Source organism: Pseudomonas sp. NFACC39-1, assembly GCF_900110355.1.
Taxonomy (GTDB): domain Bacteria; phylum Pseudomonadota; class Gammaproteobacteria; order Pseudomonadales; family Pseudomonadaceae; genus Aquipseudomonas; species Aquipseudomonas tehranensis.
The window spans coordinates 366874-389154 of the sequence record NZ_FODL01000003.1 but is presented as its reverse complement, the minus strand read 5'-3'; the positions used below and the strand labels follow the sequence as shown (position 1 = coordinate 389154).

The 22281-nt window shown below is 59.1% G+C and carries 20 protein-coding genes; 9 read left to right on the top strand and 11 right to left on the bottom strand.

What is annotated here, in order from left to right; translation table 11 throughout:
* Nucleotides 1-25: 25 nt before the first annotated feature.
* The 4 genes from BMY45_RS08535 to leuD all read left to right on the top strand — a co-directional run bounded on the left by BMY45_RS08535 (nucleotide 26) and on the right by leuD (nucleotide 3988).
* A complete protein-coding gene (locus BMY45_RS08535) occupies nucleotides 26-760 on the top strand; it encodes a substrate-binding periplasmic protein (RefSeq protein ID WP_092396581.1) in 735 nt (244 codons plus the stop codon).
* Nucleotides 761-888: 128 nt separating this feature from the next.
* Nucleotides 889-1728: a glutathione-dependent disulfide-bond oxidoreductase gene (yghU, locus tag BMY45_RS08530; RefSeq protein WP_092396579.1), complete on the top strand. Its 840-nt coding sequence runs from the start codon at nucleotides 889-891 to the stop codon at nucleotides 1726-1728.
* A 228-nt stretch (nucleotides 1729-1956) separates the two neighbouring features.
* Entirely contained in the window at nucleotides 1957-3378 is a 1422-nt protein-coding gene (gene leuC, locus BMY45_RS08525; RefSeq protein WP_092396577.1) for a 3-isopropylmalate dehydratase large subunit, read from the top strand.
* Nucleotide 3379: 1 nt separating this feature from the next.
* The gene (gene leuD, locus BMY45_RS08520) at nucleotides 3380-3988 is read left to right on the top strand and encodes a 3-isopropylmalate dehydratase small subunit (RefSeq protein ID WP_092396575.1); all 609 of its coding nucleotides are present in this window, start codon (nucleotides 3380-3382) and stop codon (nucleotides 3986-3988) included.
* Between the two features lie 58 nt (nucleotides 3989-4046).
* Here the strand turns inward: leuD and BMY45_RS08515 are convergent, their stop codons facing one another.
* From BMY45_RS08515 to BMY45_RS08505, 3 genes are all read right to left on the bottom strand, one after another.
* Nucleotides 4047-4988 carry a LysR substrate-binding domain-containing protein gene (locus BMY45_RS08515; protein ID WP_092396573.1) on the bottom strand — a complete coding sequence of 314 codons (942 nt, stop codon included), beginning with the start codon at nucleotides 4986-4988 and terminating at the stop codon, nucleotides 4047-4049.
* Nucleotides 4989-5106: 118 nt separating this feature from the next.
* Nucleotides 5107-6114 carry a DctP family TRAP transporter solute-binding subunit gene (locus BMY45_RS08510; protein WP_092396571.1) on the bottom strand — a complete coding sequence of 336 codons (1008 nt, stop codon included), beginning with the start codon at nucleotides 6112-6114 and terminating at the stop codon, nucleotides 5107-5109.
* Nucleotides 6115-6233: 119 nt separating this feature from the next.
* Nucleotides 6234-7154 carry a LysR family transcriptional regulator gene (locus tag BMY45_RS08505; RefSeq protein ID WP_092396569.1) on the bottom strand — a complete coding sequence of 307 codons (921 nt, stop codon included), beginning with the start codon at nucleotides 7152-7154 and terminating at the stop codon, nucleotides 6234-6236.
* Nucleotides 7155-7336: 182 nt separating this feature from the next.
* Here BMY45_RS08505 and BMY45_RS08500 point away from each other — a divergent pair, with 182 nt between their 5' ends.
* The 4 genes from BMY45_RS08500 (at nucleotide 7337) to BMY45_RS08485 (ending at nucleotide 12433) form a co-directional block, all read left to right on the top strand.
* A complete protein-coding gene (locus BMY45_RS08500; protein ID WP_092396567.1) occupies nucleotides 7337-8539 on the top strand; it encodes a CaiB/BaiF CoA transferase family protein in 1203 nt (400 codons plus the stop codon).
* Nucleotides 8540-8599: 60 nt separating this feature from the next.
* Nucleotides 8600-9514, top strand: coding sequence for a hydroxymethylglutaryl-CoA lyase (locus BMY45_RS08495; protein WP_092396565.1), 915 nt, complete (start codon nucleotides 8600-8602; stop codon nucleotides 9512-9514).
* A gap of 285 nt (nucleotides 9515-9799) precedes the next feature.
* The gene (locus BMY45_RS08490; protein WP_092396563.1) at nucleotides 9800-10255 is read left to right on the top strand and encodes a (2Fe-2S)-binding protein; all 456 of its coding nucleotides are present in this window, start codon (nucleotides 9800-9802) and stop codon (nucleotides 10253-10255) included.
* A 42-nt stretch (nucleotides 10256-10297) separates the two neighbouring features.
* Nucleotides 10298-12433 (top strand): xanthine dehydrogenase family protein molybdopterin-binding subunit, encoded by a 2136-nt coding sequence (locus BMY45_RS08485; RefSeq protein ID WP_092396561.1) that lies wholly within the window; start codon nucleotides 10298-10300, stop codon nucleotides 12431-12433.
* 11 nt (nucleotides 12434-12444) lie between these two features.
* On the opposite strand, the gene BMY45_RS08480 is transcribed toward BMY45_RS08485, so the two are convergent.
* Nucleotides 12445-13353, bottom strand: a complete 909-nt coding sequence (locus BMY45_RS08480) for a LysR family transcriptional regulator (RefSeq protein ID WP_092396559.1) — start codon at nucleotides 13351-13353, stop codon at nucleotides 12445-12447.
* Between the two features lie 232 nt (nucleotides 13354-13585).
* On the opposite strand from BMY45_RS08480, the gene BMY45_RS08475 reads away from it, so the two are divergent.
* Nucleotides 13586-14080: a DoxX family protein gene (locus tag BMY45_RS08475; RefSeq protein WP_092396556.1), complete on the top strand. Its 495-nt coding sequence runs from the start codon at nucleotides 13586-13588 to the stop codon at nucleotides 14078-14080.
* A gap of 85 nt (nucleotides 14081-14165) precedes the next feature.
* Here BMY45_RS08475 and BMY45_RS08470 read toward each other — a convergent pair whose 3' ends face one another.
* From BMY45_RS08470 to BMY45_RS08440, 7 genes are all read right to left on the bottom strand, one after another.
* Nucleotides 14166-15443 (bottom strand): lipase family protein, encoded by a 1278-nt coding sequence (locus BMY45_RS08470; RefSeq protein ID WP_092396554.1) that lies wholly within the window; start codon nucleotides 15441-15443, stop codon nucleotides 14166-14168.
* 94 nt (nucleotides 15444-15537) lie between these two features.
* Complete coding sequence (locus BMY45_RS08465) at nucleotides 15538-16542, bottom strand: alpha/beta hydrolase (protein ID WP_092396552.1); 1005 nt, start codon at nucleotides 16540-16542, stop codon at nucleotides 15538-15540.
* A gap of 75 nt (nucleotides 16543-16617) precedes the next feature.
* Nucleotides 16618-16944, bottom strand: coding sequence for a DUF4387 family protein (locus tag BMY45_RS08460; protein ID WP_092396550.1), 327 nt, complete (start codon nucleotides 16942-16944; stop codon nucleotides 16618-16620).
* Between the two features lies 1 nt (nucleotide 16945).
* On the bottom strand, nucleotides 16946-18313 hold the full coding sequence (locus BMY45_RS08455; RefSeq protein ID WP_092396548.1) for an acyclic terpene utilization AtuA family protein: 1368 nt from the start codon (nucleotides 18311-18313) through the stop codon (nucleotides 16946-16948).
* Nucleotides 18310-19338 (bottom strand): phosphoglycerate dehydrogenase, encoded by a 1029-nt coding sequence (locus BMY45_RS08450; protein ID WP_092396546.1) that lies wholly within the window; start codon nucleotides 19336-19338, stop codon nucleotides 18310-18312. The genes BMY45_RS08455 and BMY45_RS08450 overlap by 4 nt, the downstream gene beginning before the upstream one ends.
* Nucleotides 19339-19391: 53 nt before the next feature.
* Nucleotides 19392-20789 (bottom strand): OprD family outer membrane porin, encoded by a 1398-nt coding sequence (locus tag BMY45_RS08445; RefSeq protein ID WP_092396544.1) that lies wholly within the window; start codon nucleotides 20787-20789, stop codon nucleotides 19392-19394.
* A 90-nt stretch (nucleotides 20790-20879) separates the two neighbouring features.
* Nucleotides 20880-22169 carry a CitMHS family transporter gene (locus tag BMY45_RS08440; RefSeq protein WP_092396543.1) on the bottom strand — a complete coding sequence of 430 codons (1290 nt, stop codon included), beginning with the start codon at nucleotides 22167-22169 and terminating at the stop codon, nucleotides 20880-20882.
* Between the last annotated feature and the right edge of the window lie 112 nt (nucleotides 22170-22281).

Below are 22281 nucleotides of genomic sequence, written 5' to 3'. Positions count from 1 at the left end.
AACCATCATGTGCAGCGAGGTTTGTATGCACTATCGTCTGAAGCTCTGCTCGTGCTTGCTCCTGGCCTTGATCAGCGTGAAAAGTCACGCCGAGGCGATCGAAGTCGTGACCGAAGACTCGTTATACGCCTATCTGCGTGAAGGCGCGCTCGTCGGGCCGGGCACTCGAATAGCCGACGAAACCTTAAAAGGCGCAGGGATCAGCGATTATCGTATGTTGCTGTACCCATGGGCACGCGCTTACGAAAAAGCACTGCATGAACCCAATGTAATGATCTTCCCGCTCGATCGCACTCCGGCCCGTGAACAGATGTTCAAGTGGGTGGGTGAAATACATCGGGCGACGACCAAGCTTTACAAGCTGCGTGGACGTGACGGCATCGCCGTTGACAGCCTTGAAGACGCCAAGCAGTACACCATAGGCGTGGTGCGAAATGACGCCAAGCAGGTTTACCTGCAGCAGAAAGGCTTTACCCGGCTGGTGGTATCGGCGGACAACCACGATAACTTTCAAAAGCTGTTGAATCAGCAGATTCAGTTGCTGCCAATGCCCGAGAACACTGCGCGCCTGATGAGCAAAGATGCCCAAGTGGATTTCACCTCCCTGCAAGAGGTCTTTTCCCTGGATGAACAACCCCACCGAGTTCACATGGCGTTTAGTCTGAGCACCCCGGATGAGATCGTCACCCGGGCTCAACAGGCTTTCGCGAAGCTCAAGGCTTCAGGCGAAGTGGATCGGATCATGACCCAAGAGCGTTAGCCGGTGAGGCTAATGCTGTGCTTGCGCGCGGGGTGATTTGCTGACGCTGACCTTCCTATGGCAGGCTTGAGCCAGAGTTTTTTTCGCGGTTCACGCGGTCACTAAACGTCGGCAATGAGGCCCCTCCCATGAGCAAAGCGCCCTATGTACCGCCCAGAGTCTGGAAACACAACGCCCCGTCTGGCGGCCAGTTCGCCAACATCAACCGCCCTATCGCCGGGCCGACCCATGAAAAAGTATTGCCCGTGGGCGAACATCCGTTGCAGCTGTACTCACTGGCCACGCCCAATGGCGTGAAAGTGACCATCCTGCTGGAAGAGCTGTTGGCGCTGGGGCACACCGGCGCCGAATATGACGCCTGGCTGATTCGCATCGGCGAGGGCGACCAGTTCTCCAGTGGTTTTGTCCAGATCAACCCGAATTCAAAGATCCCAGCGTTGCTTGATCGCAGCGTGGAGCCAGCGATCCGGGTTTTCGAGTCCGGTTCGATCCTGCTGTACCTGGCGGAAAAATTCGGCGCCTTCCTGCCCACTGATCCGGCCGGGCGCACCGAAACCCTGAACTGGCTGTTCTGGCAGATGGGCGCAGCCCCCTATCTGGGCGGAGGCTTCGGTCATTTCTACGCTTACGCGCCCGATAAACTTGAATACCCCATCAATCGTTTCACCATGGAAACCAAACGCCAGCTCGATGTCCTGAATCGCCGTCTTGGCGAAAGCCAATACCTGGCCGCAGACAGCTACACCATCGCCGATATCGCGGTCTGGCCTTGGTATGGTCAATTGGTTCGCGACAACGTGTACTCGGCTGCCGAGTTCCTGGCTGCCCACGAATACACCCATGTGCAACGCTGGGCCGAGGAGATCGCCAACCGGCCGGCGGTGATCCGTGGGCAACGAGTGAACCGCACCTGGGGTGATGAAACGAGCCAAGTGCCGGAGCGGCATCGGGCTGAGGATCTGGATTAAAAGGACTGGGCCGGTCTTTCCCCGTCAGCGCCGGATAGCAACCGCGGTAGGCCGGGCGCTATCCGATCGCTGAACGCCGCGCAGATTAAACACGAATCGTGAATCCATGATTGGCTTTTCAGCCATTGAACCTGCAATCGCATTCCCTATGCTGGCATGACTGCTCATCGAGCGCGGCGCATCGTGAGGCCCTCCCGACGCGCCTTCCGATCACTCGCGAGAACCGTCATGAAAGGCCCCAGAACGCTCTACCAAAAGCATATAGATGCCCACACCGTCTGTACGCTGGATGACCACGGCCATGTGTTGCTCTACATCGACCGCCAGGTCGCCAATGAATACACCAGCCCCCAGGCCTTCAGCGGCTTGAGAGAAGCGAACAGAACGGTATGGCGCCCGTCATCGACGTTGGGCGTGGTCGATCATGTCAACCCGACCACACCTGATCGCGTTGCGACCATGCCGGATGCGGGTGGCGCACTTCAGGTTTCTTACTTCGAGCAGAACTGTCGAGACTTCGCAATCGAGCTGTTCGATGTCCTGGACAAGCGACAAGGCATTGAGCACGTGATTGCCCCTGAGCAAGGCTTCATTCTTCCCGGGATGGTCGTGGCCGCAGGTGATAGCCACACAACGACCTATGGCGCGCTGGGCGCTTTTGGTTTCGGTATCGGCACCTCGGAGATTGAACACCTGCTCGCCACACAGACGTTGGTCTATAAACGTCTGAAGACCCTGCGCGTGAATGTGCACGGGCGGATGGGCGCAGGCGTCACCTCCAAAGACATCATCATGGCCTTGATCCGCGACATCGGCGCATCCGGTGCAACGGGCTACGCCATCGAGTTCTCCGGCCCCACCATCGAGTCCCTCAGCGTCGAAGCGCGCATGACCATCTGCAACATGGCTGTAGAGGCCGGTGCCCGTGGTGCTTTCATGGCACCGGACGAAAAAGTGTACGCCTATCTCAAAGACAAGCCGCGGGCCCCCAAAGGGGCGCAATGGGAGCAGGCTGTCGAAAAATGGAAAGCGCTTTATTCCGACCCGGGAGCGCATTTCGACAAGGAAGTCGAACTCGATGCCAGCGCATTGGAGCCGATGGTGACGTGGGGAACCAGCCCGGACCAGGCCGCGCCGATTGGTGAGTGCGTACCGGATCCGCGTTTGGAGAGCGACCTGATCCGCCGCCAGGACCTGCAGCGGGCACTGCGCTACATGGGCCTTGAGCCGGGAACCCGACTGGCGGGAGTGCCGATCAGTCACGCCTTTATCGGCTCCTGTACCAATGCACGCATCGAGGATCTGCGGGATGTCGCGCGCATCGTTCGAGGCCGCAAAGTAGCGGCGAGCGTGCGCGCGATGATCGTACCGGGCTCCACGCTGGTGCGTGAGCAGGCGCAAGCGGAGGGACTGGCGCAGATCTTCAAGGATGCAGGCTTCGAATGGCGCCAGTCCGGCTGCTCGATGTGCCTGGCAATGAATGATGATGTGCTGTCACCGGGCGATCGCTGCGCCTCCAGTACCAACCGTAATTTCGAGGGCCGTCAGGGCGCCGGAGCAAGAACTCACCTCATGAGCCCGGCGATGGTCGCCGCCGCAGCGATTTGCGGCCACCTCACCGACGTTCGCCAGCTGTCCATGGAGACCTGAAATGCAGCCATTCACCATCGTTCGCGGTACCGCCGCGCCGCTGCCCGCCGCGAATGTGGACACCGACGTGATCATGCCCAAACAGTTTCTCAAGGGCATCGATCGCAATGGGCTGGACCGCGGGGTCTTTTTTGACTTACGTTTCCTGGCCGATGGCGCCCCTAATCCTGCCTTCATTCTCAATCAGCCCCCCTGGGATCACGCCAGTTTCCTGATCACCGGGCCAAATTTCGGCTGTGGTTCCAGCCGCGAGCACGCGGTTTGGGGGCTGAAGCAATTGGGTATACGCGCACTGATCGGCACGAGTTTCGCCGGTATTTTCTACGACAACTGCCAACGCAATGGTGTTCTTCTCATTCAAGTGAAGGAGTCAGAACAGCAGGAGATCAGCCATCTCGTTGGGTCACCTGAAAACTCGCAGATCACGATCGATTTGCATGCCCAGCAGATTCACCTTCAAACCGGAAAGATGATTGGGTTTGAGATCGATCCATTGCGCAAAAAAGCGCTGCTGGAAGGTCTCGATGCGATTGGCACAACGCTTGAGCATACGTCACGAATTCGCGACTTCGAGGCACAGCACCATCGTTCGAACCCCTGGCTGGCCTGAGCCTCAAGCGAACAAGGGCCTGCATCACGCGGGCCTGCGCAGCCGGACCGGGCCGTCGTCAGGGGTGGGACGCCTCAGGTAGCCGCAGCCTTTTCAGATAGCTCTCCAGAAACTCCACACAAACGCGAAGTTTGGCCGAGTCCGCCAGCCTGGTCGGATACACCGCCCAGACGTTCGCGCTTTGGGTGTAGTCGGGCAGCACGCGGACCAGCTTGCCTTGATCCAGCAGGGGCTGAACATCCCACAACGACCGCAGAAGAATCCCGCGCCCAGCCAATGCCCATTGCAGTACGATCTCTCCGCTGTTCGACGACAGCCTGCCATTGACCCGGACGACCTCATCACGGTGGGCGTGATTCAAGTGCCAAACACCGAACGGGTTGTTCCGCTCCTTCAAGACCAGACAGTCATGATGAGCAAGATCCTTGAGCGTCATCGGGACCCCTCGCCGCTCCAGATAATCCGGCGTGGCACAGAGCACCCGTTGGTTACTGAGCAACTTGCGGCTGATGTGATGTCCCGGCAAGTCGTCACCCACCCGGATCTCCAGATCAAAGCCTTCGGCAACGATGTCTACCACGCGGTCGAACACATCCAACCGCACCTCCAGTTCTGGATAGATCGATGACAGCTCTGCGATCGCAGGGGCGACATGATTACGGCCAAAACCAAAGCTGCTGCAGATGTGCAGCAGGCCGCGGGGAGCTTGGCGTATCTCGGTGAGCTCGCCTACGAAATCATCCATGTCGTCGAGAAAGCGCATCGCCCAGCGCCGAGTTTTTTCCCCCGCTTCTGTCAGCGCAATGCGTCGAGTGGTGCGGTGCAAAAGTCGCGTGCGCAAGGTTTGTTCAAGCACTCGAATCCGTTTGCTCACAAATGCAGGCGAGAGCCCAAGCTCATCCGCGGCACCGGCAAAGCTGGATTTGCGAATCACGGTCAGGAAAACCCGAAGGTCCTCCGGCAGAGGAGTTTGAACACGAAACGTGTTTTCTGGGGTCATGACCGCCCTGCTTATTCCGCTTTTTGCGCAGAATAGCACCTATGAATGCTCGCCCGCCCGCTCGGACCTGATCAGTGCGGCGGGCCCAGGTCAATCGCGGGCCGCCACTGAGGCTCTTTCAGTTGGATTGGTTGGCCGCCTGGGCCGCTTCGATCAATTCAGTCCCGATCTGGGCTTCGAAGGCTTTCCAGGCAGGACGCACGGCATCGCGCCAGGCATCACGTTGCTGCGGGGTCAGGCTGATGATCTCGCTCTTGCCCGAATCGATGATACCTTGCTTGGCCTGCTGATTGAGTGCCTCGGCCTGCTTGTTCACTTCGACGGTGACCTCATCGATGATCTGCTCCAGGTCATCGCGCACATCCACCGGCAAGCCATTCCAGAACTGGGTGTTGGCGATCAGCAAGTAGTTACCGATGGCATGGTTGGACTCGGTCATGTACTTCTGCACTTCATAGTATTTCTGGGAATAGATGTTCGACCAGGGGTTGTCCTGCGCATTCACCACACCCGTTTGCAGGCCCTGGTAGATCTCAGCGAAAGCCATCTTGCGCGGCACGGCGCGCAACGCGCTGTATTGCGCGGCCTGCAGGTCAGACGGCTGCACGCGAAACTTCTGCCCGCGGGCATCACTTGGCTTGACCAGCGGTTTGTTCGCGGTCAACTGGCGCATGCCGTTGAGCCAGTAGGCCAGCCCGGTGATGCCTTTGCCTTCCATTGATCGGAGCAGCGCCTTGCCTTTGTCCGACTGCTGAAAGCCCTGCGCCGCCGCGACGTCATCGAACAGGAACATCAAGTCGAACAACTGCAATTGCTTGGTGTACTGCTCAAGTTTAGAGGGCGCCGGCGCCAACATCTGCACCTCGCCGAGCAACAGGGCTTCCATCTCCTTGCCATCGCCGTACAACGACGAATTGGAGTAGACCTGCACTTGCACTTTACCCGGCAGGCGCTCCTCCACCAACTTCTTGAACATCAGGGCGCCCTGCCCCTTCGGCGTGCTGTCGGCGGTGATGTGGGAGAACTTGATCAGAATCGGTTCGGCGGCCTGGACAGACAACGCACCGACCAGGGCAAAGCTGGCAAGCACCCCGGTCAGGCCACGACGCACGGATGGATACTTCATGGTGAGCTCCTATTGTTTTTGTGTGAGCGTTGGGGACGCATCCCCCTCAGTCCGTTTGGACTCTAACCCCCGTCCCTGCGCGACTGAAATTCATATTTGAACAATGCTGCCTTCGGCTTTCACGAAGGCTCGACCATGGAAGCTTCCCGTTGCTCGCTGCTCATCAGGTGTTCAAGCATCTGGCGTGCTGTCATCGACAGCGCTTCCAGGCTGCGCACGGCAATCTTCAACTCGCGACGCGCCCAGGGATCGTCCAGCGCAATGACCTGCACATCGAGCGCCGGCAAATAGGTCCGCACGGCAAGCTCCGGCAGGATGCCGATCCCCATGCCGGTGTGGATCATCCGGCAAATGGCTTCGAAGCTGCGCACCTGGATCCGCAGGCGCAATGGCGTGCCCAAATGACGCGCAGCCTGCTGCAGCAGGCCGTGTAACGAGGCGTCCTGCTGCAACCCGATGAAGTCGTAGCTGACCGCTTCGTGCAGGCTGATGCGGCTGCGCTCGGCCAGCGGATGCGCGCGTGGGGTGACCAGCACCAAACGGTCGTGACGGTAGTTGAATACCTGCAGCTCGTCGGCGGGCACATGGCCGGCGAAAATGCCGATATCGGTAAGCCCTTCGCGCACCGCGCGAATGACTTCGCTGCTGACCCGCTCTTCCAGGTCGATTTTGACCTGCGGGTGCAACCGGGTAAAAGCACTGAGGTCCTCGGGTAAAAACTCGATCACCGCCGAGGTATTGGCGTGAAGGCGCACATGTCCCTTGACCCCTTCGCTGAACTCGCTGAGATCAGCGTTCAACTGCGCAAGGTTGTCCATCATATTGCGGGCGTGATGCAGCAAGGCATGCCCGGCCGGCGTCAGTTCGACACCCTTGGGCTGGCGGTAGAGCAAGGCGATACCCAACTGGTTTTCCAGGTCACTGACCCGTTTGCTCACCGCCGCCAGGGCCAGGTGCTCGCGCTCGGCAGCCTTGGTCAGACTGCGCTCATCGGCGATGGCGACGAACAGCTTGAGGGTGACGAAATCGATACGACGCATAGGCGCAGCCTCCTGTCAGTCGTGTATCACGACGTGCAGCACGATAAAGAACAGGTTCAAGGTTCTCACAGGTGGTACTTCGCAAGATACGAAGCCTGGCTTGGTCATTGATCAATTGTTCAGCTTCAGGGCCTGAGCCATCCTGCCTGACAAAGAACAGCGCACGACCCGAAGGTGCAGACATGACAGAACAACACGTAAGCAGCATGGCGCTGCAAGGCCTGAAGGTCCTGGAGATGGGCCAACTGATCGCCGGCCCGTTCGCCAGCAAGATGCTCGGGGAGTTTGGTGCCCAGGTGATCAAGATCGAGCCGCCGGGTGTTGGCGACCCGCTGCGCAAGTGGCGCAAGCTCAAGGATGGCACCTCGCTCTGGTGGCATGTGCAATCGCGCAACAAGCAGTCGTTGACCCTTAACCTGAAAGCAGCGGAAGGTCAGGAGATTGTCCGCCGACTGGTGGCCGAAGCCGATGTACTGGTCGAGAACTTTCGCCCCGGCACGCTGGAAAGTTGGGGGCTGGGCTGGGACACGCTGTCGAAGATCAACCCGCGCCTGATCATGCTGCGCATCTCTGGCTACGGGCAGACCGGTCCCTATCGCGACCGCCCCGGCTTCGGTGTCATCGGCGAGGCCATGGGCGGCCTGCGCCACCTCACCGGTCACCCGGGTCAGGCCCCGGTACGGGTCGGCATCAGCCTGGGCGATTCGTTGTCTTCCCTGTATGGGGTCATCGGCGTGCTGCTTGCTTTGCAGGAGCGCCACACCAGCGGCATGGGCCAGTTCATTGACGTGGCGTTGTACGAATCGGTGTTTGCCATGATGGAAAGCCTGGTGCCGGAGTACGACGCCTGTGGTTATATTCGCGAGCCCGCCGGCAGCGCCCTGCCGGGTATCACGCCGTCCAACTCCTATCCCTGCAACGACGGTCAATACGTACTGATCGCCGGCAACGGCGACAGTATTTACAAACGATTGATGCAACTGATCGGCCGCCCGGATCTGGCCGACGACCCGCGCCTGGCGCATAACGACGGGCGTGGCGAACACGCCGAGCGTATCGATGCGGCCATCGCCGAATGGACCCGGCAACACGATCGAGATCAGGTCCTGGAGGCACTGAATCAGGCGTTGGTGCCGGCCGGATTCCCCTACACCGCCGCCGATATCGTCAAGGACCCGCACTACCTTGCGCGCCAGATGATCGAGACCGTGCAGACCAGCGCCGGCGCGCTGAAAGTGCCGGGCGTACTGCCCAAACTCAGCCGCACCCCGGGGCGTCTCGGCGCCGGCGGCCCACAATTAGGCGAACACACCGACGACCTGCTGGCCGGTCTGGGCCTGAGCGGCGAACAGGTCCGCGGCCTGCGCGAGCGCGGCATCATCTGAACAAGGAGGCGCCTGCAAAAAAGGCTTGCGCCCCCTCACCGTCACCCGGAGAACCGCCCCATGAGCAAACGCCTGTACATCCAGGAAGTCGTCACCCGCGACGGCTTCCAGAGCGAAGCCCAGTTCATCCCCAGCGCAGACAAGATCGCCCTGATCGATCGCCTGGCGCAAACCGGCCTGGCGAAAATCGAAGTCACCTCCTTCACCTCGCCCAAGGCGATTCCCAGCCTGCGCGATGCCGAAGAGGTGATGCGCGGCATCCGTCGCATGCCAGGGGTGGAATACAGCGTGCTGGTGCCCAATGTGAAGGGCTGTGAGCGGGCATTGGCCTGCGAGGTTGACGAGATCAACCTGGTGATGTCGGTCAGCGACAGCCATGGCGTGGCCAACCTGCGCATGACGGCCGAGCAATCGCTCGAGCAGTTCCGCCAGATCATCGCCGTCAGCCAGGGAAGCGGCGTGTTCATCAACGCCTCGTTGTCGACCGCCTTCGGCTGCCCGTTCGAAGGCCAGGTCGCCGAAGCGCGGGTCCATGGACTGATCCAGCGCTTGCTGGACATCGGCGTGCAGGGCGTAACCTTGTGTGACACCACAGGCATGGCCGATCCGGCACAGGTCGCGCGCATCTGCCGTGAAGCCCTGGTGCGCTGGCCGCACACCCCGTTCACCCTGCACTTTCACAACACCCGAGGCATGGGGCTGGCCAATGCCCTGGCGGCACTGGACGCCGGCATCGATCGTTTCGATGCCTCGCTCGGTGGGCTGGGCGGCTGCCCCTATGCGCCGGGTGCCAGCGGGAATATTTGCAGCGAGGATCTGGTGCACATGTTCCAGCGCATGGGACTGGACACCGGCGTCGACCTGGACAAGTTACTCGCGGCGGCGGCCACCCTGCCAACGCTGGTCGGCCACCCGGTGCCTGGGGCAATCCTCAAGGCCGGCAAGTCCGACCGACGCTATGCAAAAGCTCAATAGAAGCCAAGCCGGCAGCCTCGGCCCGAGGCTACCGCACCGATAGGCAAGCGCCTCAGCGCACGCTCCAGCGTCCGCCAAAATTGTTATGGCGTCCTGCACAGACCATTCAAACCTGCTGGCTTTATCGCCAGCGCACCTGCCTTGTAAGCTCCATCTCGATCCCATTGACGACAAAGCCCACGAGTCATTGCCGATCATCGATCGGGGTTGAGCGCGATGGTGTCTGTCGCCATCGGTGTTTTCAATGTCGCCACGGATCTTTTCTTTGCAGACTGGGAGTCAACGATGAAGCTACAGGTCAATGAACGCGAACTGGAGGTGGATGCGCCCGACGATATGCCGCTGTTGTGGGTCGTTCGAGACCTGATGAACATGACCGGTACCAAGTTCGGCTGCGGGATGGGTTTATGCGGCGCCTGCACCGTGCATATCGACGGCTCGCCCCAGCGCAGTTGCATCACGCCTGTCGGTGCCCTGGCCGGTAAAAAGATCACCACCATCGAAGGCCTGTCAGCCGATATCAGCCATCCGGTTCAGCGTGCCTGGACCGAACTGGATGTCGTCCAGTGCGGCTATTGCCAGTCCGGCCAGATCATGGCCGCCGCGGCATTGCTGACAAGCAACCCTGCCCCCACCGACGCCGACATCGATCAGGCCATGGCCGGGAATATCTGTCGCTGCGGCACATACCAGCGCATTCGTTTGGCCATCCACCGCGCCGCCGACTTGAGCAAGGCCTGACCCCATTCCATCAGCCACCTTTCAGCCAGGGAGTGCTCTGCAATGAATGCCACGATTGTCTCTTCTCGTCGCAGTTTTCTTAAGTCTGGTGCCGTGCTTGGCAGTGGCCTGATTGTCGGTTTCACGGTGCCCGCTGGCAAACGCCTGATGGCGCAAGACCTGGAGTCCGCCGAATTCGCGCCCAATGCCTTCCTGCGCATAGCACCGGATGACAGCATCACCATTTTGCTGGCTCATGCCGAAATGGGCCAGGGGGTCTGGACCACCCTGACCCTGCTCATCGCCGAAGAACTGGACGCTGACTGGAGCACACTCAAGGTCGAGCATGCGCCGGCCGCCGCCGTCTATGCCAATCTCCGGCGGGGGTTTCAGGGCACGGTCGGCTCTTCCAGCATTCGTGATGAGTTCGAGCGTTATCGCCGGGCGGGCGCAATGGCGCGGACGCTGTTGATCCAGGCGGCGGCCATTCGTCTCGGCCAGGCACCCAGCTCATTGAGCACAGAGCATGGCGAGGTCATCGCCGGCAATACCCGTCTGCGCTATGGTGAACTGGCCGAACAGGCCGCCACGCTGCCGTCGCCAGATCCGGCGACGCTGCCCCTGAAAGATCCGGCGGCGTGGACGCTGATCGGCAAGGGCGCCTTACGGCTGGACTCGCCAGAAAAGATCAGCGGGCGCGCGAAGTATGGCATCGACATCCAGTTCGACGGCTTGCTCTGCGCCGTGGTTGCACGGGCGCCGATGCTCGGCGGCAGGGTCCGCACCTTCGATGCGACCCAGGCCAAGGCACTGCCTGGCGTACGCCATGTGGTTCAGATCCCCAGCGGCATTGCGGTCGTCGCTGATCATTACTGGGCGGCCAAGCGCGGGCGCGATGCGCTGCAAGTGCAATGGGAGGCTGCAAGCGGCGCCGTCATCCTCGACAGTGATCAGCAACGCCAGGATTTAACCGCCCTGACCCACACACCGGGCCAAGTCGTCACGCAACACGGCGAGGTCGAGTCAGCACAGAAGACGGCCCAAAAAATAATCGAGATGACATACACCGTGCCCTACCTCGCGCACGCCACAATGGAGCCACTCAACTGCACCGTGAAGCTCAGCGACGACGGCTGTGACATCTGGGTCGGCAGCCAGATGCAAACGTTCAATCAACGAACCGCCGCGAAGATCACCGGTCTTGCCCCTGAGCAAATACGTATTCACACCACCTTCCTGGGCGGCGGTTTTGGCAGGCGGGCGTTGCAGGATTTCATTGCCGAAGCAGTGGAGGTCGCCAAGGCTGTGAACGTGCCGGTGAAAACCCTCTGGAGCCGCGAGGATGACATGCAAGGTGGATACTACCGTTCAGCCTTCGCACAACACCTGCGTGTTGCCCTGGGGTCGGACGGGCGACCGGTGGCCTGGTCGCAAACCTCGGCGGGGCAGTCGATATTTCCGGATGCGCCGAGCATTCATCCGACGTCTGTCGAAGGCATGAGCGACTCGCCCTACATCATGCGCAGCCCGGCGTATCGGGTCGAAGCGCACTCCCCCCGGTCGAACATTCCCGTGTGGTACTGGCGCTCCGTTGGCCATAGCCACAACGCGTTCGTCATGGAGAGCGCGGTGGATGAACTGGCACACGCCGCCGGGCAGGACCCATTGGCGTATCGACGCCTGCTGCTTGAATCGGACCCACGGCACCTGGGCGTGTTGAACCTTGCCGCCGAACGCTTCGGTTGGGGGCGCACGCCGGCACCGGGGCGCGGCCATGGCCTCGCCGTGCATCAATCATTTGGCAGCTACTGTGCTCAAGCGGTGGAGGTTTCCATCGAAGGTGGGAATATCCGCGTACATCGCGTGGTGTGCGCGATCGACTGCGGCATCCCGGTCAACCCTGACAACATCAAGGCACAGATGGAAAGCGCTATTGTCTTCGGTCTCAGTGCAGCGTTGTTCGGGCAGATGAGCATCAAGGAGGGCCGGGTCCAACAGTCCAACTTTCACGATTACCGGGTGCTGCGTATCAACGAAATGCCGCAGATCGAGGCGCATGTACTGCCCAGCACCGAGAGCCCTGGCGGTGTAGGCGAACCGGCAACGCCCCCTATCGCTGCGGCCGTGGCCAACGCGGTTTTCGCGCTGACGGGTCAACGCTTGCGTGACCTGCCGTTGCGTCCATCGAGCAGCGCATGAAGCGAAGGCCGTCAGGTCAGGGGGCCAAAACGTTCGACATACAGAGCGCTCACCCACTCGACAAACACCTTGAGTCGCGGGGAGAGCTGGCGGTGATACGGATACAGCACCGAAATCGGCAGTCCTGGACTGGGCCAGTCACTGAGGACCTCGACCAACGCCCCTGACGCCAGGTATTGCTCCACGCGAAAGCGCGGCACCTGGATCAGTCCGCAGCCGTTCAACGCACAGCAGCAGTAAGACTCGGCGTCATTGACTGAAATCCAGCCGCCCGGCTCCAGCTCGACCACTTGGCCGTCAATGACGAAGGTGAAGGGGTAACGTATGTCGTGGTTGCTGGCAAAGAAGCCCACGGCCTGATGTTCAGCAAGCTGCTGTGGAAACATAGGCGTGCCGTGTTCGGCCAGATAGCCGGGGCTGGCACAGACGACTTCAGGCATCAACGCCAGCCGCTTGGCCACCAGCGAAGAATCACGCGGATTACCTGCACGGACCACGCAATCGACGCCTTCGCTGACCAGGTCCACCAACCGGTCACCGCAGCTGATGACCAGATTGATTTCGGGATAGCGCCGATGAAAATCCTGGATGTTCGGGAGGATGATCCGGGTCGCATGGCTGCCGTGCAAATCCAGACGCAAGGTGCCGCGTGGATTCGCCACGACCGTGCTGAGTGAAGACTCGGCATCCTCCAGATCGGCGAGCACAGCCTTGCAGCGCTCATAGAAGGCCTGGCCGTCGAGTGTCGGCCGCACCTGCCGGGTTGTACGCTCGAGCAGACGCGCCCCGAGCTGACGCTCCAGTTGCTTGATGGCCAGCGTCGCAGTCGCCCGCGGGATATCCAGACCATTGGCTGCACGCGTAAAGCTGCCTTGCTCGATGATGCGGATGAACAGTTGCAAGGCATCGAATTTGTCCATCGTTGACGCCTTTTATGGGTGAGGGATGAACAGTCTTACCTGCGATACCTGACTAATCCAGCCCTTTGAAGCAATCAGTATTACTTTCACGACGGCGCAAGGGGGCCACCGTACGCCGATTGTTCATGGGAGGTGAATTGTCATTGCAGCCCGGTCGATTTATCCATCGACAGGAAGACACCACAATCTTCTCGTCAGCCTTTTGATAAAACCACCCCAGGACATCATTCAGATGAAACCGACCTCTCATGCTCCCCATGCTGAACAGCCCTCGAAGCTGCTCCTCCCGGCCCTGGGTATTTTTTACCGATCGGGCGAGCCTCTGGCTTATGCAATGCTCAGGTTATGCCTGGGCATCATCATGGTGACCCATGGCTTGCCCAAGCTCTTGGGAACTTCACACGGGTCGATGGCCGATCCCATGGCCGGTTCGATTCACTTGATCGAAAACGTGCTGCATTTGCCATTCCCCCAGCTGTTGGGCCTGTTCGTCGCCTGGCTTGAAGGTTTGGGTGGGTTGCTGCTGGCCCTAGGATTGGCGACTCGGCCATTGGCGGTGGCGATGGCCATACAGATGGCGGCGATCGCCTACATCCTTGGCCCGAACTGGCCCTGGATAGACCGAGGCATCGAATACCCGGTATTGATGGGCTTTCTTTTCACGTATATCGCCTTCAAGGGGGGCGGTCGTCATTCACTGGATCGCATTCTGGGTCGTGAACTTTGACGGCTGCGCAGCGCTTATCGACCGGCATCGGCTGACAGTCGATAAAGGATTGCGGTAAGACGATGCGCAAAGGGCTCACCCTTGTTCAATCATCGTTAAAGGGAGCGCTCGGATCCCTTTCACCCGGTGCTCCAGGTTTCTGGATCGTGGCGCAGTTCGAGTCATAGCGCTGCCCCTCGAGCTGGGAACGTGCAAACGCAAACGCTTCATTCAACGAGCCATGCATCACCCCGTCATGCCCCAGTCCCTCATAGCGCTGCCAGGTGACCTGGTTTCCAGCAGCGCACAGTGCCGCCGCAACCGCATACTGTCGTACCGGAGTGATGGTCTCATCCGCCTGGCCGGTGGCAATCAGCAATGGAAAAGCAATCGTTGCCTGGGGCATATCGGTGGTGGGAGTGCGCAGAGCGCTCAACGATTGCGCACTGATGGTCAGCAGTTGCGAAAATGAACCGATTTTCAGCTCCCGCGACTTAAGGGCAATTTCCCGCGTACAACTTCGTCGGGCAACGTCGAGAAGCTCAAGCCCTGCCGGTGTCAGCAGGTCATCAATTCGGGGCGCGTTTTCGCGTAAGCCGCCCGTCGCCAATGACAGGAACACGGTGTTGGAATGGCGCGCCTCTAGCGCGATGGGCCCGGCGGGGAATGTGCTGTTGGGCGCCGTGATGACCGCGCCAAGGATCCTGAGCTCCGGTGCATAGCTGGCGGCGAGTATTGACGCGCCCAGAGCAGCACCTCCTCCCTGGGACTGCCCTGCCAGGATCGTGCGGTTGGAAATGACACCAGGCTCGAGTGCGCGGGCGGCACGAACCGCATCCAGGACGGAACTTCCTTCTGCCTGCCAGACCGTATACGGGTGAGGCCCCGGACCTCCCAGGCCTTGATAGTCCGTTGCCACGACGGCAAATCCGCGCTCCAGCCAACGATTGAGGTACGCAGCGTCACGCGCTCTGAACCCGGTCCACGAGGGCGCGCATATGTCGGCGATCCCCAGCGTACCGTGCGCCCAGGCCAAGAGTGGCCAACCTTCTGCCGGAGCAGGACCGGTCGGCAGAAACAGCGTGCCGCTGACAGGCACCTGACCTGAGTTCCAACGCTGGTCCGTGGAACTGTAGAGCATGCGGATAGTTTGCGCCGCCGCGGGCACCCTCTCCTGCGCCTTCAGCGTTTCGCTCCTCAGCAAAACACCGGGCGCAGTGGGCATTGGATCCTGCCAGCGATAAAACGGAGAAAGATCCATATCACCGGCGGCACGACCGACCGGGAGTTCACCGGCAGCCATTGCGTTGAACGCAAGGGTTACGATGCCCCCAAGACAAATCCGCGTGAGAAGTGAAGAAGCAAGGGCTCGAAAAATCAGCATTTAGCGTTCGCCTCATGATGAAGAAGGCGCCAGAGCAAAACCTGGGGCCACGGGGATCAATGTTCAGAGTCAGGTTGATTGACCGGACAGCGATCTACGCGAGTGCCTTACGCAACGCAGTGGCTTGCGCAAAAATCACATCCCGTACGACCGGTGCAACTTCGTTGAATCGCATGAAGCCGTGGGTCATGTTCGCTAGGACTTCCAGGCTCGTAGCCACACCGGCAGCCCGCAATTTATCCGCCAGTTCACAGTTCTCGTCGTACAAAGGATCAAGGCTTCCGACGATCAAGCGCACAGGCGGGAGTCCAGCCAGGTCAGCGGTGATCGGCTGCACGCGCCAGTCATCTTCATCCTCAGCCAGGTAGCTCGCCCAGTAGCCGCTCATCGTTTTGGCAGACAAGCTCTGCCCTCCATATCCACTCAGTCTCTGCCACGAATCGGAAGAAACACGTCGAGAATAGGAGCCGTAAAACAGCACCAACTGTCGCAGCGCATCCAGTTCGGCGTCGCGCAGGGCAAGGGCGGTACCCAGGGCCAGGTTGGCGCCTGCCGAGTCTCCACCCAGGGCATAACCGCGCACCGGACAATGAGTGATGGCCCCCAGGTTGATGACCCTGCTGACAATCGACACCACCTCGTTAAACGCCACCGGAAAACGGTATTCCGGCGAGAGGGCATAGCCGATGGACAACACCGCCATACCGCTGTCACGCACCCACTGACGTAGAGGAGCGTCCCAATCGGCGAGCGTTCCGTGCCGGAATCCTCCGCCGTGGCAATAGAACATCAGCAAAGGCGTGTCATCGTCCTCCGGCCAATACAGCTTGCACGGAACAACCCGACAATTGACCGAAAACTCCAACATGCGCTCGCAGGACAGAGGCACGCTGGGTCGCGACGCCCATGCGCCAATTCGTTCCAACTGAGCGCGGACCTTGTGGATCTCCCCTTCGACCACAGGGAGCAGACCCAATTGACGTAACGTACCCGCGACGCCAACCAAGTCTGGATGAACCTCATTCGGATCGACGAGCACACCGTCGTTCCCCTCGCCGCCCACTTTCGGGTTTTCGCACTTCCCACCGAGCCTGGACATCGTCACCCCTGATTATCTGTTGTCTGGCGCCGCGTTGAATGACGGCGCCATTTGGCACCGGCCTTGATGACGGGCTCAGGCTGATGATTGTTCGGCTGCGAGGAGTGCGTCCCTCACCATGAAGGCCCATTGCGCGCCATGCATATCACGATCCTGAAGCGCCCCCTGTATCACAGGGCGCGGCAGGCTGATCTTGATCACATTCAATGCCTCGATTCGAAAGACGCTGATCGATTCGACGCCCCGGCGAAAGAGCCGGGCAATGGCCGGTGCTTGCAGTTTTGGCTCGGCAGCCAGCCGGGCAAAAACGTCCGAGTCCCGACAAAACACATCAATGGTCAAAGAAAAGGGCCCGGCGTTCTTGGAGCGGATTTCGTAGCCAAGTGCTTCCATGGTATTCATTTCACGCTGCCTCAATGGTTTTCATGTCAAATCGAAAAGGTGCCAACGGATTTGCCACGACCATCACATGGCTGAGCACGAACTCATAGACCACCCCGCGATCCATCGAGGCCGGAGAGAAAGGGAACGCATGGGTGGGCAGGTCTTTGTCACCTGGCAACGGGAAGTGCAACAGGTAAGGATTGAGCAAAGCGACGATGTCTTTCGTGCGCTCGGCCGTCGCGGAAGTCGCCATGGCCATGACGCCTATTTCCACTGGGGTGGCGGATCGCGATTCAAACTCACCTAATGCCGCGTTCCTGCCAATCGCACGAAACTGCAGGTCGTAGTCGCCCGATCCGATGTTCAGATGTTTTTCTATTCGCTGGCGCATCACTGCATCGAGACAGGCCAGCCATTCATCGAAGCGCTCAAGGTATTCGGTGTCCCGGACAATACTCATGACAACCGATTGAAACCCGCAAGGCGCCGCACCTTCCAGCTTGACGGTGTAGTCTTCACTGGGTTTCCAGATCGAGCCTTCTACCCGCACGGTTCGCTCGTCGATCGCGGTGTACACTGCCCCCTCGACATCCAGCACACCACCGGGCTCGACGAGCACGTAGGGATTGCTGTTCTCATAGAGCATATGAGCCATCACCGATCGTGGCGTCAGTCGGGCACCCTCGCCGATCGCCTCGATGGTGAACCCCGTTTCGTCAATGGTTGCCATGACCACGGCCTGGGCGGGTGTGGTGGTGCAGGACGCGCCGCATTCTAGAATCTTTCCGGCGTGCCAGGCGGCCCCTGGATGCCCCCCTCGCATGATCGGTAGGGAGGCCATGACGGCGGTGTCCGTGGAGCGGCCGGCCAGGATAATATCCGCGCCTTCCTCGAGCGCATGAATGAACGGCTCCACGCCCATGAGTGCGACGATTCGGGAACAGCGATCCACCAGGGCATCATCAATAAAATCAAGCTGCAACGGTTTGATCCGTTTCTCCCATAACGCTGTTTTCACAACGCTTGCTGGCTGCTCGCTGTAGATACCCGCAATACGTACGGTCTGCCCCAGTTCTGCGGCGACCTCCTCACAGAGCCCGCGCATCAAATCGACACCGGCGTCGGAACCACAGGTCCCACAACTGCCGATGATTAGCGGGATCCCCAGTTTCTCCCGGGCCTGCATGAAGACCCGAAGCTCTGCGCGCAATATCGAAGCGGAAGACTTTGTCGTGCCGGTCCCGAGATAGTGAGGGCCCGAGTCGGTGGACCCGGCATCCATTGCAATCACATCGGGACATTCCAGAAGCGCTTTCTCAAACGCCTCCCTTGGAAATCCAGTGCCGATTGCACCCGTTGGCGTAAGTACCTTGATCTTGGCGTTCATATATTTTCCTTTGGAACGGTCTGTCGACGTCCGTCTGCAATGACACAGTGCTCAGGCGGGCTACGGCCTTCCAGAACCGCCACCACACACTGGGCTGCAATTAGATTGGTGCGATTCAAGCCCTCCACCGTAGAGGCGCCGGCATGGGGGGTCACAACCACGTTGGGCAGTTGGATGAGCTGCTCTGTCACTGCCGACAGCGAAGGATCGGACTCGCTTTCGAACACATCGAGTCCCGCTCCCGCGATTTCTTCCTGTTGCAGGGCTTGCAGCAGATCCGCGTCGCGCACCAGCCCACCTCGGGCGGTATTGATAAGTACCGCAGAAGCTTTCATTGACTGCAAAGCGCGGCGGTCAATCATTCCCCGGGTGTGCGGGTTAAGGGGGGCATGAAGCGTAATAAAATCACTTTCCTGAAACAGGGTTTCCAGGTCTACGAAGCAGCTTTGCCCCCCGTTGGATTTTTCCGAACTGTCTGGACGGGGGGCATAAATCAGGGGTTTGACTTCGAACCCGGCGAGACGCAGCAAGACGCCTTTACCGATTCTGCCCAACCCGACGATGCCGACCGTTTTGCGATACAGGTCACCGCCCAACGGAATGCTCCAATCATTGGCAGCCAGGCCCGCCTGACACTGTTTCAGCTTGCGGCACACCGCGAGCATCAGCGCGATCGTATGGTCAGCAACGCTTGCATCATTTCCACCGACGGCGATCGTGGCGACCTTGCCGGCCGCCTCCACCGCTGCCGTATCGATGCGCTCATAGCCCACGCCACGACGGGAGATCACTTTGAGCCGAGGAAGCGCGCCGAGCAGGCTGGCGGTCACATTTGCGTGCCCTAAAATCCACCCGTCAGCGTCGACCAAGAGGTCGATCAACTGACGCTCATTTAAACTTCCGTCCGCAACGCCCGGCGCAAGTTCTGCGAGGATGACTTCGCAACCGCAATGCGTGAGGAAATCAATGGTCGCCGAATCAAAAAAACGCTGAGTGACCACGACCCGATGACGAAATCTAGGCATCGCACACCTCTCGACAGGGTTTGAATAACCCGTATTCCATGAACACACTCCGCTCAAAACGCATAATCCAGGTACACCCGGGCTTCTGAGCCATTGACCACGTTATTGGGTTGGGCGGAAACAAGCGCAACGAAGTCCTGGTCGATTCGGTAATCGATATAAATCAGTCCCACGGACAGGCCGGCGTATTCTTTTTCATCGAACCGATAATAAACGCGGTATTCGTTTTGCCTTTCCCACACATCCGTTTTCTGGCCACTGAAAGGGTTCACGGCGTCAAAGTTTCCTTGCTTATAGAGCGCCATGATTTTAAACCCATCCAATGACGCCCCGAGGAGTGAAATACCGCCCAGGTCGTACTCGGCGCCTACTTGCCAGGTTCTTTCACCATGATTGTTGAAATCGTTGCCGGAACGGGTCCACGCATCCATTCTTCCATCAACATTATCTGCATGATCAAAGTAGGCATAGCCAAGGTTGCCATTGCTCAGCTCGGCTTTTGTTTCGGAGAAGGAAACACCCACGCGCAACTTATCAAGCAATAGACCGAGATTGACGTTTAACCACGTAGCCTCTTTATCATAGGCCGCATCACCGGCGGACCAATCTTGCTCCCACAATCGTCCGGCTTTCTGGAACCGATAATACTGGGTGTCTAAAATGACCCCTGCCGTTTCACCGATAGGTGCCTGCAGGGTCAAGCCATAACGGGTATTTTCATTGAAGTCCTTTGACACACCACGGGCATAGCTCAACTCAACGGCCTTTAGATCGTAGTTGACCCCATAGGTGTAGACGTTGCTTATTTCCTCACCCGACTGGCTGAGCAGCTTTCCGAACGCCTGCCTGTCCCGGGGAGAACTTCGATCGATGTAAGCCGCTTCGAAAGCCATCGTTCCGGGCAACGGCCCGATGCCCATGTCAGTCAAGTTGAAATGGGCACGCGCGCCCTGATAGGAACCTGGCACGAGTCGCGTGTCATTGCTGACCAGGGTGCCGGCGTCAAATCGGCCTCGACCTATTTGCGAATCCGCGTTCCATCCCTCGCCGACGTGGCGCAACTTCAAGTAACTTTGCCCGATTTTTGCAAAGCCACCGTTAGAACCGTCGTCATTATCGAACAGGTCACGGCTGTCCTGCTCGGAATCAATCATGGCCACTCCGTACAGGGACGCATCAAAGCCAACGACGCCGCCCCAGTAGTTAGAGTTGTAGTCCAGGATCGCGCCGACCCCTAGCCCACCCAACTCGGAACCGGTCGAAAACCCACCGAAGTTATCCTCAATCAGATCGTTGGATATTCGAGTATTGATATACGCAGATCGGAGATAAGCATTCAACTTGCCTTCATGCTGAAATCTGTCCGGATAGCTAATACTTGCGGAGAAACAACTGCCCGATGCCAACAGCGTAGCTAGATAAGTCGTTGCGACGGCTTTAGTCGATTTCATGATCACCTCAATTATTATTTTTATTTTCTCAATGAGCAGGCGTGAGCTGGCACTGCTTCAAATAAGCAGCGCGGGCGTACAGGTGAATCTTTAAATAATTGCTCTTGTAACGATGGCCGTTGCAATGAGCGTGAGGCTGCTGCCGATTGCCCACAGCAAGCAGTATCTTTGCATCTCCCCCATGTCCCGCTGGATAATCCCACTGATGAGATAAACAGCGGCAACGAGTGGACTTAATGCGTGAACCGGTTGCCCCAGCACCGAGGCGCGGGCGATGTGCATCGGGTCAATGCCATATTCGGCGCCCGCCGCGCCAAGCACTGGCAAGATCCCAAAGAAGAACGCGTCATTGGAAAGCAGGAAATTAAGAGGCAAGGCCACAAGGGCGGTAATAATACTGAAGTACTGTCCGCTACCGTCAGGAACCATCTGCACGATCCGCGCCGACATCCCATCGACCATTCCCGTGCCGGAAAGAATGCCCGTGAAGACCCCTGAAGCGAATATCAGAGCAATGACCGTTAACACACTCTCAGAATGCGCTGCGATTCTCGCCTTCTGTTCCGCCAAGCGCGGATAGTTGATCAGCAACGCCAGGGAAAAACCAACCATCATCACCAAAGGCAAAGGCGCCAATCCTGTTCCCATGGCGTACATCAGCGCAGCCGTGAGTGCGAGGTTCACCCAAAACAGCTTTGGTTTGTGCGTGGCTGATTCAATAATGGGCAAAGGCGGTTCTTCTGAGGCGGTCCCCTTTGCAACAGGCGTCCACCCCAAGCGACGCCGCTCTTTTCGGCCTATCCACACAGCGACGACGAACGCGTATGCAAGGCCTGCAAACATGGCGGGGACAAGCCCCAGGAAAATTTCACTCACATCCAGATGCAGAGCACTGGCCGCCCGCGCTACCGGCCCACCCCAGGGAATAATGTTCACAACGGTATTGGTCAATAAAAGCATCAGCGCAAGGATCAGCGGATTTATCCCGAGGCGAAGGTAGAGCGGCAAAAACGCCGTTGTTACGATCAGCACCGTCGTTGCCCCATCCCCATCGAAAGAGATGACCGACGACAGCAAAGCGGTGCCGAGCACCACCCGAAGGGGGTCATTTCCCACATAACGCAAGATCCGGCGAACCGCGGGCTCGAACAGCCCCGCGTCGAACATGATTGCGAAATACAGGATTGCAAACATCAACATCAGTGCCGTTGGCGCTACTTGCTGGACGCCGTCCATCACCATGCCGCCCAGCTCCGGTCCTGCACCGCTGGCCAGGCCGAAAGCAATCGGGATGAGGATGAGCGCCGTCACAGCAGAAAGTCGCTTGCTGATGATCAACGCCATAAACGTGATGACCATTGCGAAACCTAACCAAGCCATGCCTATCACCTTTTCTTGTTTTTTTTATCAATGTCGTAGCAAATCAATGTGAACGACCGGCCACTCCCGAAGAATCTACATAGGGGAGAAAACACTGTAAATCTTGATTTTT

Excerpts from the sequence above, each read along its gene's own strand:
- BMY45_RS08535 (WP_092396581.1), top strand. The coding sequence starts at position 26 with ATGCACTATCGTCTGAAGCTCTGCTCGTGCTTGCTCCTGGCCTTGATC.
- yghU (WP_092396579.1), top strand. The coding sequence starts at position 889 with ATGAGCAAAGCGCCCTATGTACCGCCCAGAGTCTGGAAACACAACGCC.
- leuC (WP_092396577.1), top strand. The coding sequence starts at position 1,957 with ATGAAAGGCCCCAGAACGCTCTACCAAAAGCATATAGATGCCCACACC.
- leuD (WP_092396575.1), top strand. The coding sequence starts at position 3,380 with ATGCAGCCATTCACCATCGTTCGCGGTACCGCCGCGCCGCTGCCCGCC.
- BMY45_RS08515 (WP_092396573.1), bottom strand. The coding sequence starts at position 4,988 with ATGACCCCAGAAAACACGTTTCGTGTTCAAACTCCTCTGCCGGAGGAC.
- BMY45_RS08510 (WP_092396571.1), bottom strand. The coding sequence starts at position 6,114 with ATGAAGTATCCATCCGTGCGTCGTGGCCTGACCGGGGTGCTTGCCAGC.
- BMY45_RS08505 (WP_092396569.1), bottom strand. The coding sequence starts at position 7,154 with ATGCGTCGTATCGATTTCGTCACCCTCAAGCTGTTCGTCGCCATCGCC.
- BMY45_RS08500 (WP_092396567.1), top strand. The coding sequence starts at position 7,337 with ATGACAGAACAACACGTAAGCAGCATGGCGCTGCAAGGCCTGAAGGTC.
- BMY45_RS08495 (WP_092396565.1), top strand. The coding sequence starts at position 8,600 with ATGAGCAAACGCCTGTACATCCAGGAAGTCGTCACCCGCGACGGCTTC.
- BMY45_RS08490 (WP_092396563.1), top strand. The coding sequence starts at position 9,800 with ATGAAGCTACAGGTCAATGAACGCGAACTGGAGGTGGATGCGCCCGAC.
- BMY45_RS08485 (WP_092396561.1), top strand. The coding sequence starts at position 10,298 with ATGAATGCCACGATTGTCTCTTCTCGTCGCAGTTTTCTTAAGTCTGGT.
- BMY45_RS08480 (WP_092396559.1), bottom strand. The coding sequence starts at position 13,353 with ATGGACAAATTCGATGCCTTGCAACTGTTCATCCGCATCATCGAGCAA.
- BMY45_RS08475 (WP_092396556.1), top strand. The coding sequence starts at position 13,586 with ATGAAACCGACCTCTCATGCTCCCCATGCTGAACAGCCCTCGAAGCTG.
- BMY45_RS08470 (WP_092396554.1), bottom strand. The coding sequence starts at position 15,443 with ATGCTGATTTTTCGAGCCCTTGCTTCTTCACTTCTCACGCGGATTTGT.
- BMY45_RS08465 (WP_092396552.1), bottom strand. The coding sequence starts at position 16,542 with ATGTCCAGGCTCGGTGGGAAGTGCGAAAACCCGAAAGTGGGCGGCGAG.
- BMY45_RS08460 (WP_092396550.1), bottom strand. The coding sequence starts at position 16,944 with ATGAATACCATGGAAGCACTTGGCTACGAAATCCGCTCCAAGAACGCC.
- BMY45_RS08455 (WP_092396548.1), bottom strand. The coding sequence starts at position 18,313 with ATGAACGCCAAGATCAAGGTACTTACGCCAACGGGTGCAATCGGCACT.
- BMY45_RS08450 (WP_092396546.1), bottom strand. The coding sequence starts at position 19,338 with ATGCCTAGATTTCGTCATCGGGTCGTGGTCACTCAGCGTTTTTTTGAT.
- BMY45_RS08445 (WP_092396544.1), bottom strand. The coding sequence starts at position 20,789 with ATGAAATCGACTAAAGCCGTCGCAACGACTTATCTAGCTACGCTGTTG.
- BMY45_RS08440 (WP_092396543.1), bottom strand. The coding sequence starts at position 22,169 with ATGGCTTGGTTAGGTTTCGCAATGGTCATCACGTTTATGGCGTTGATC.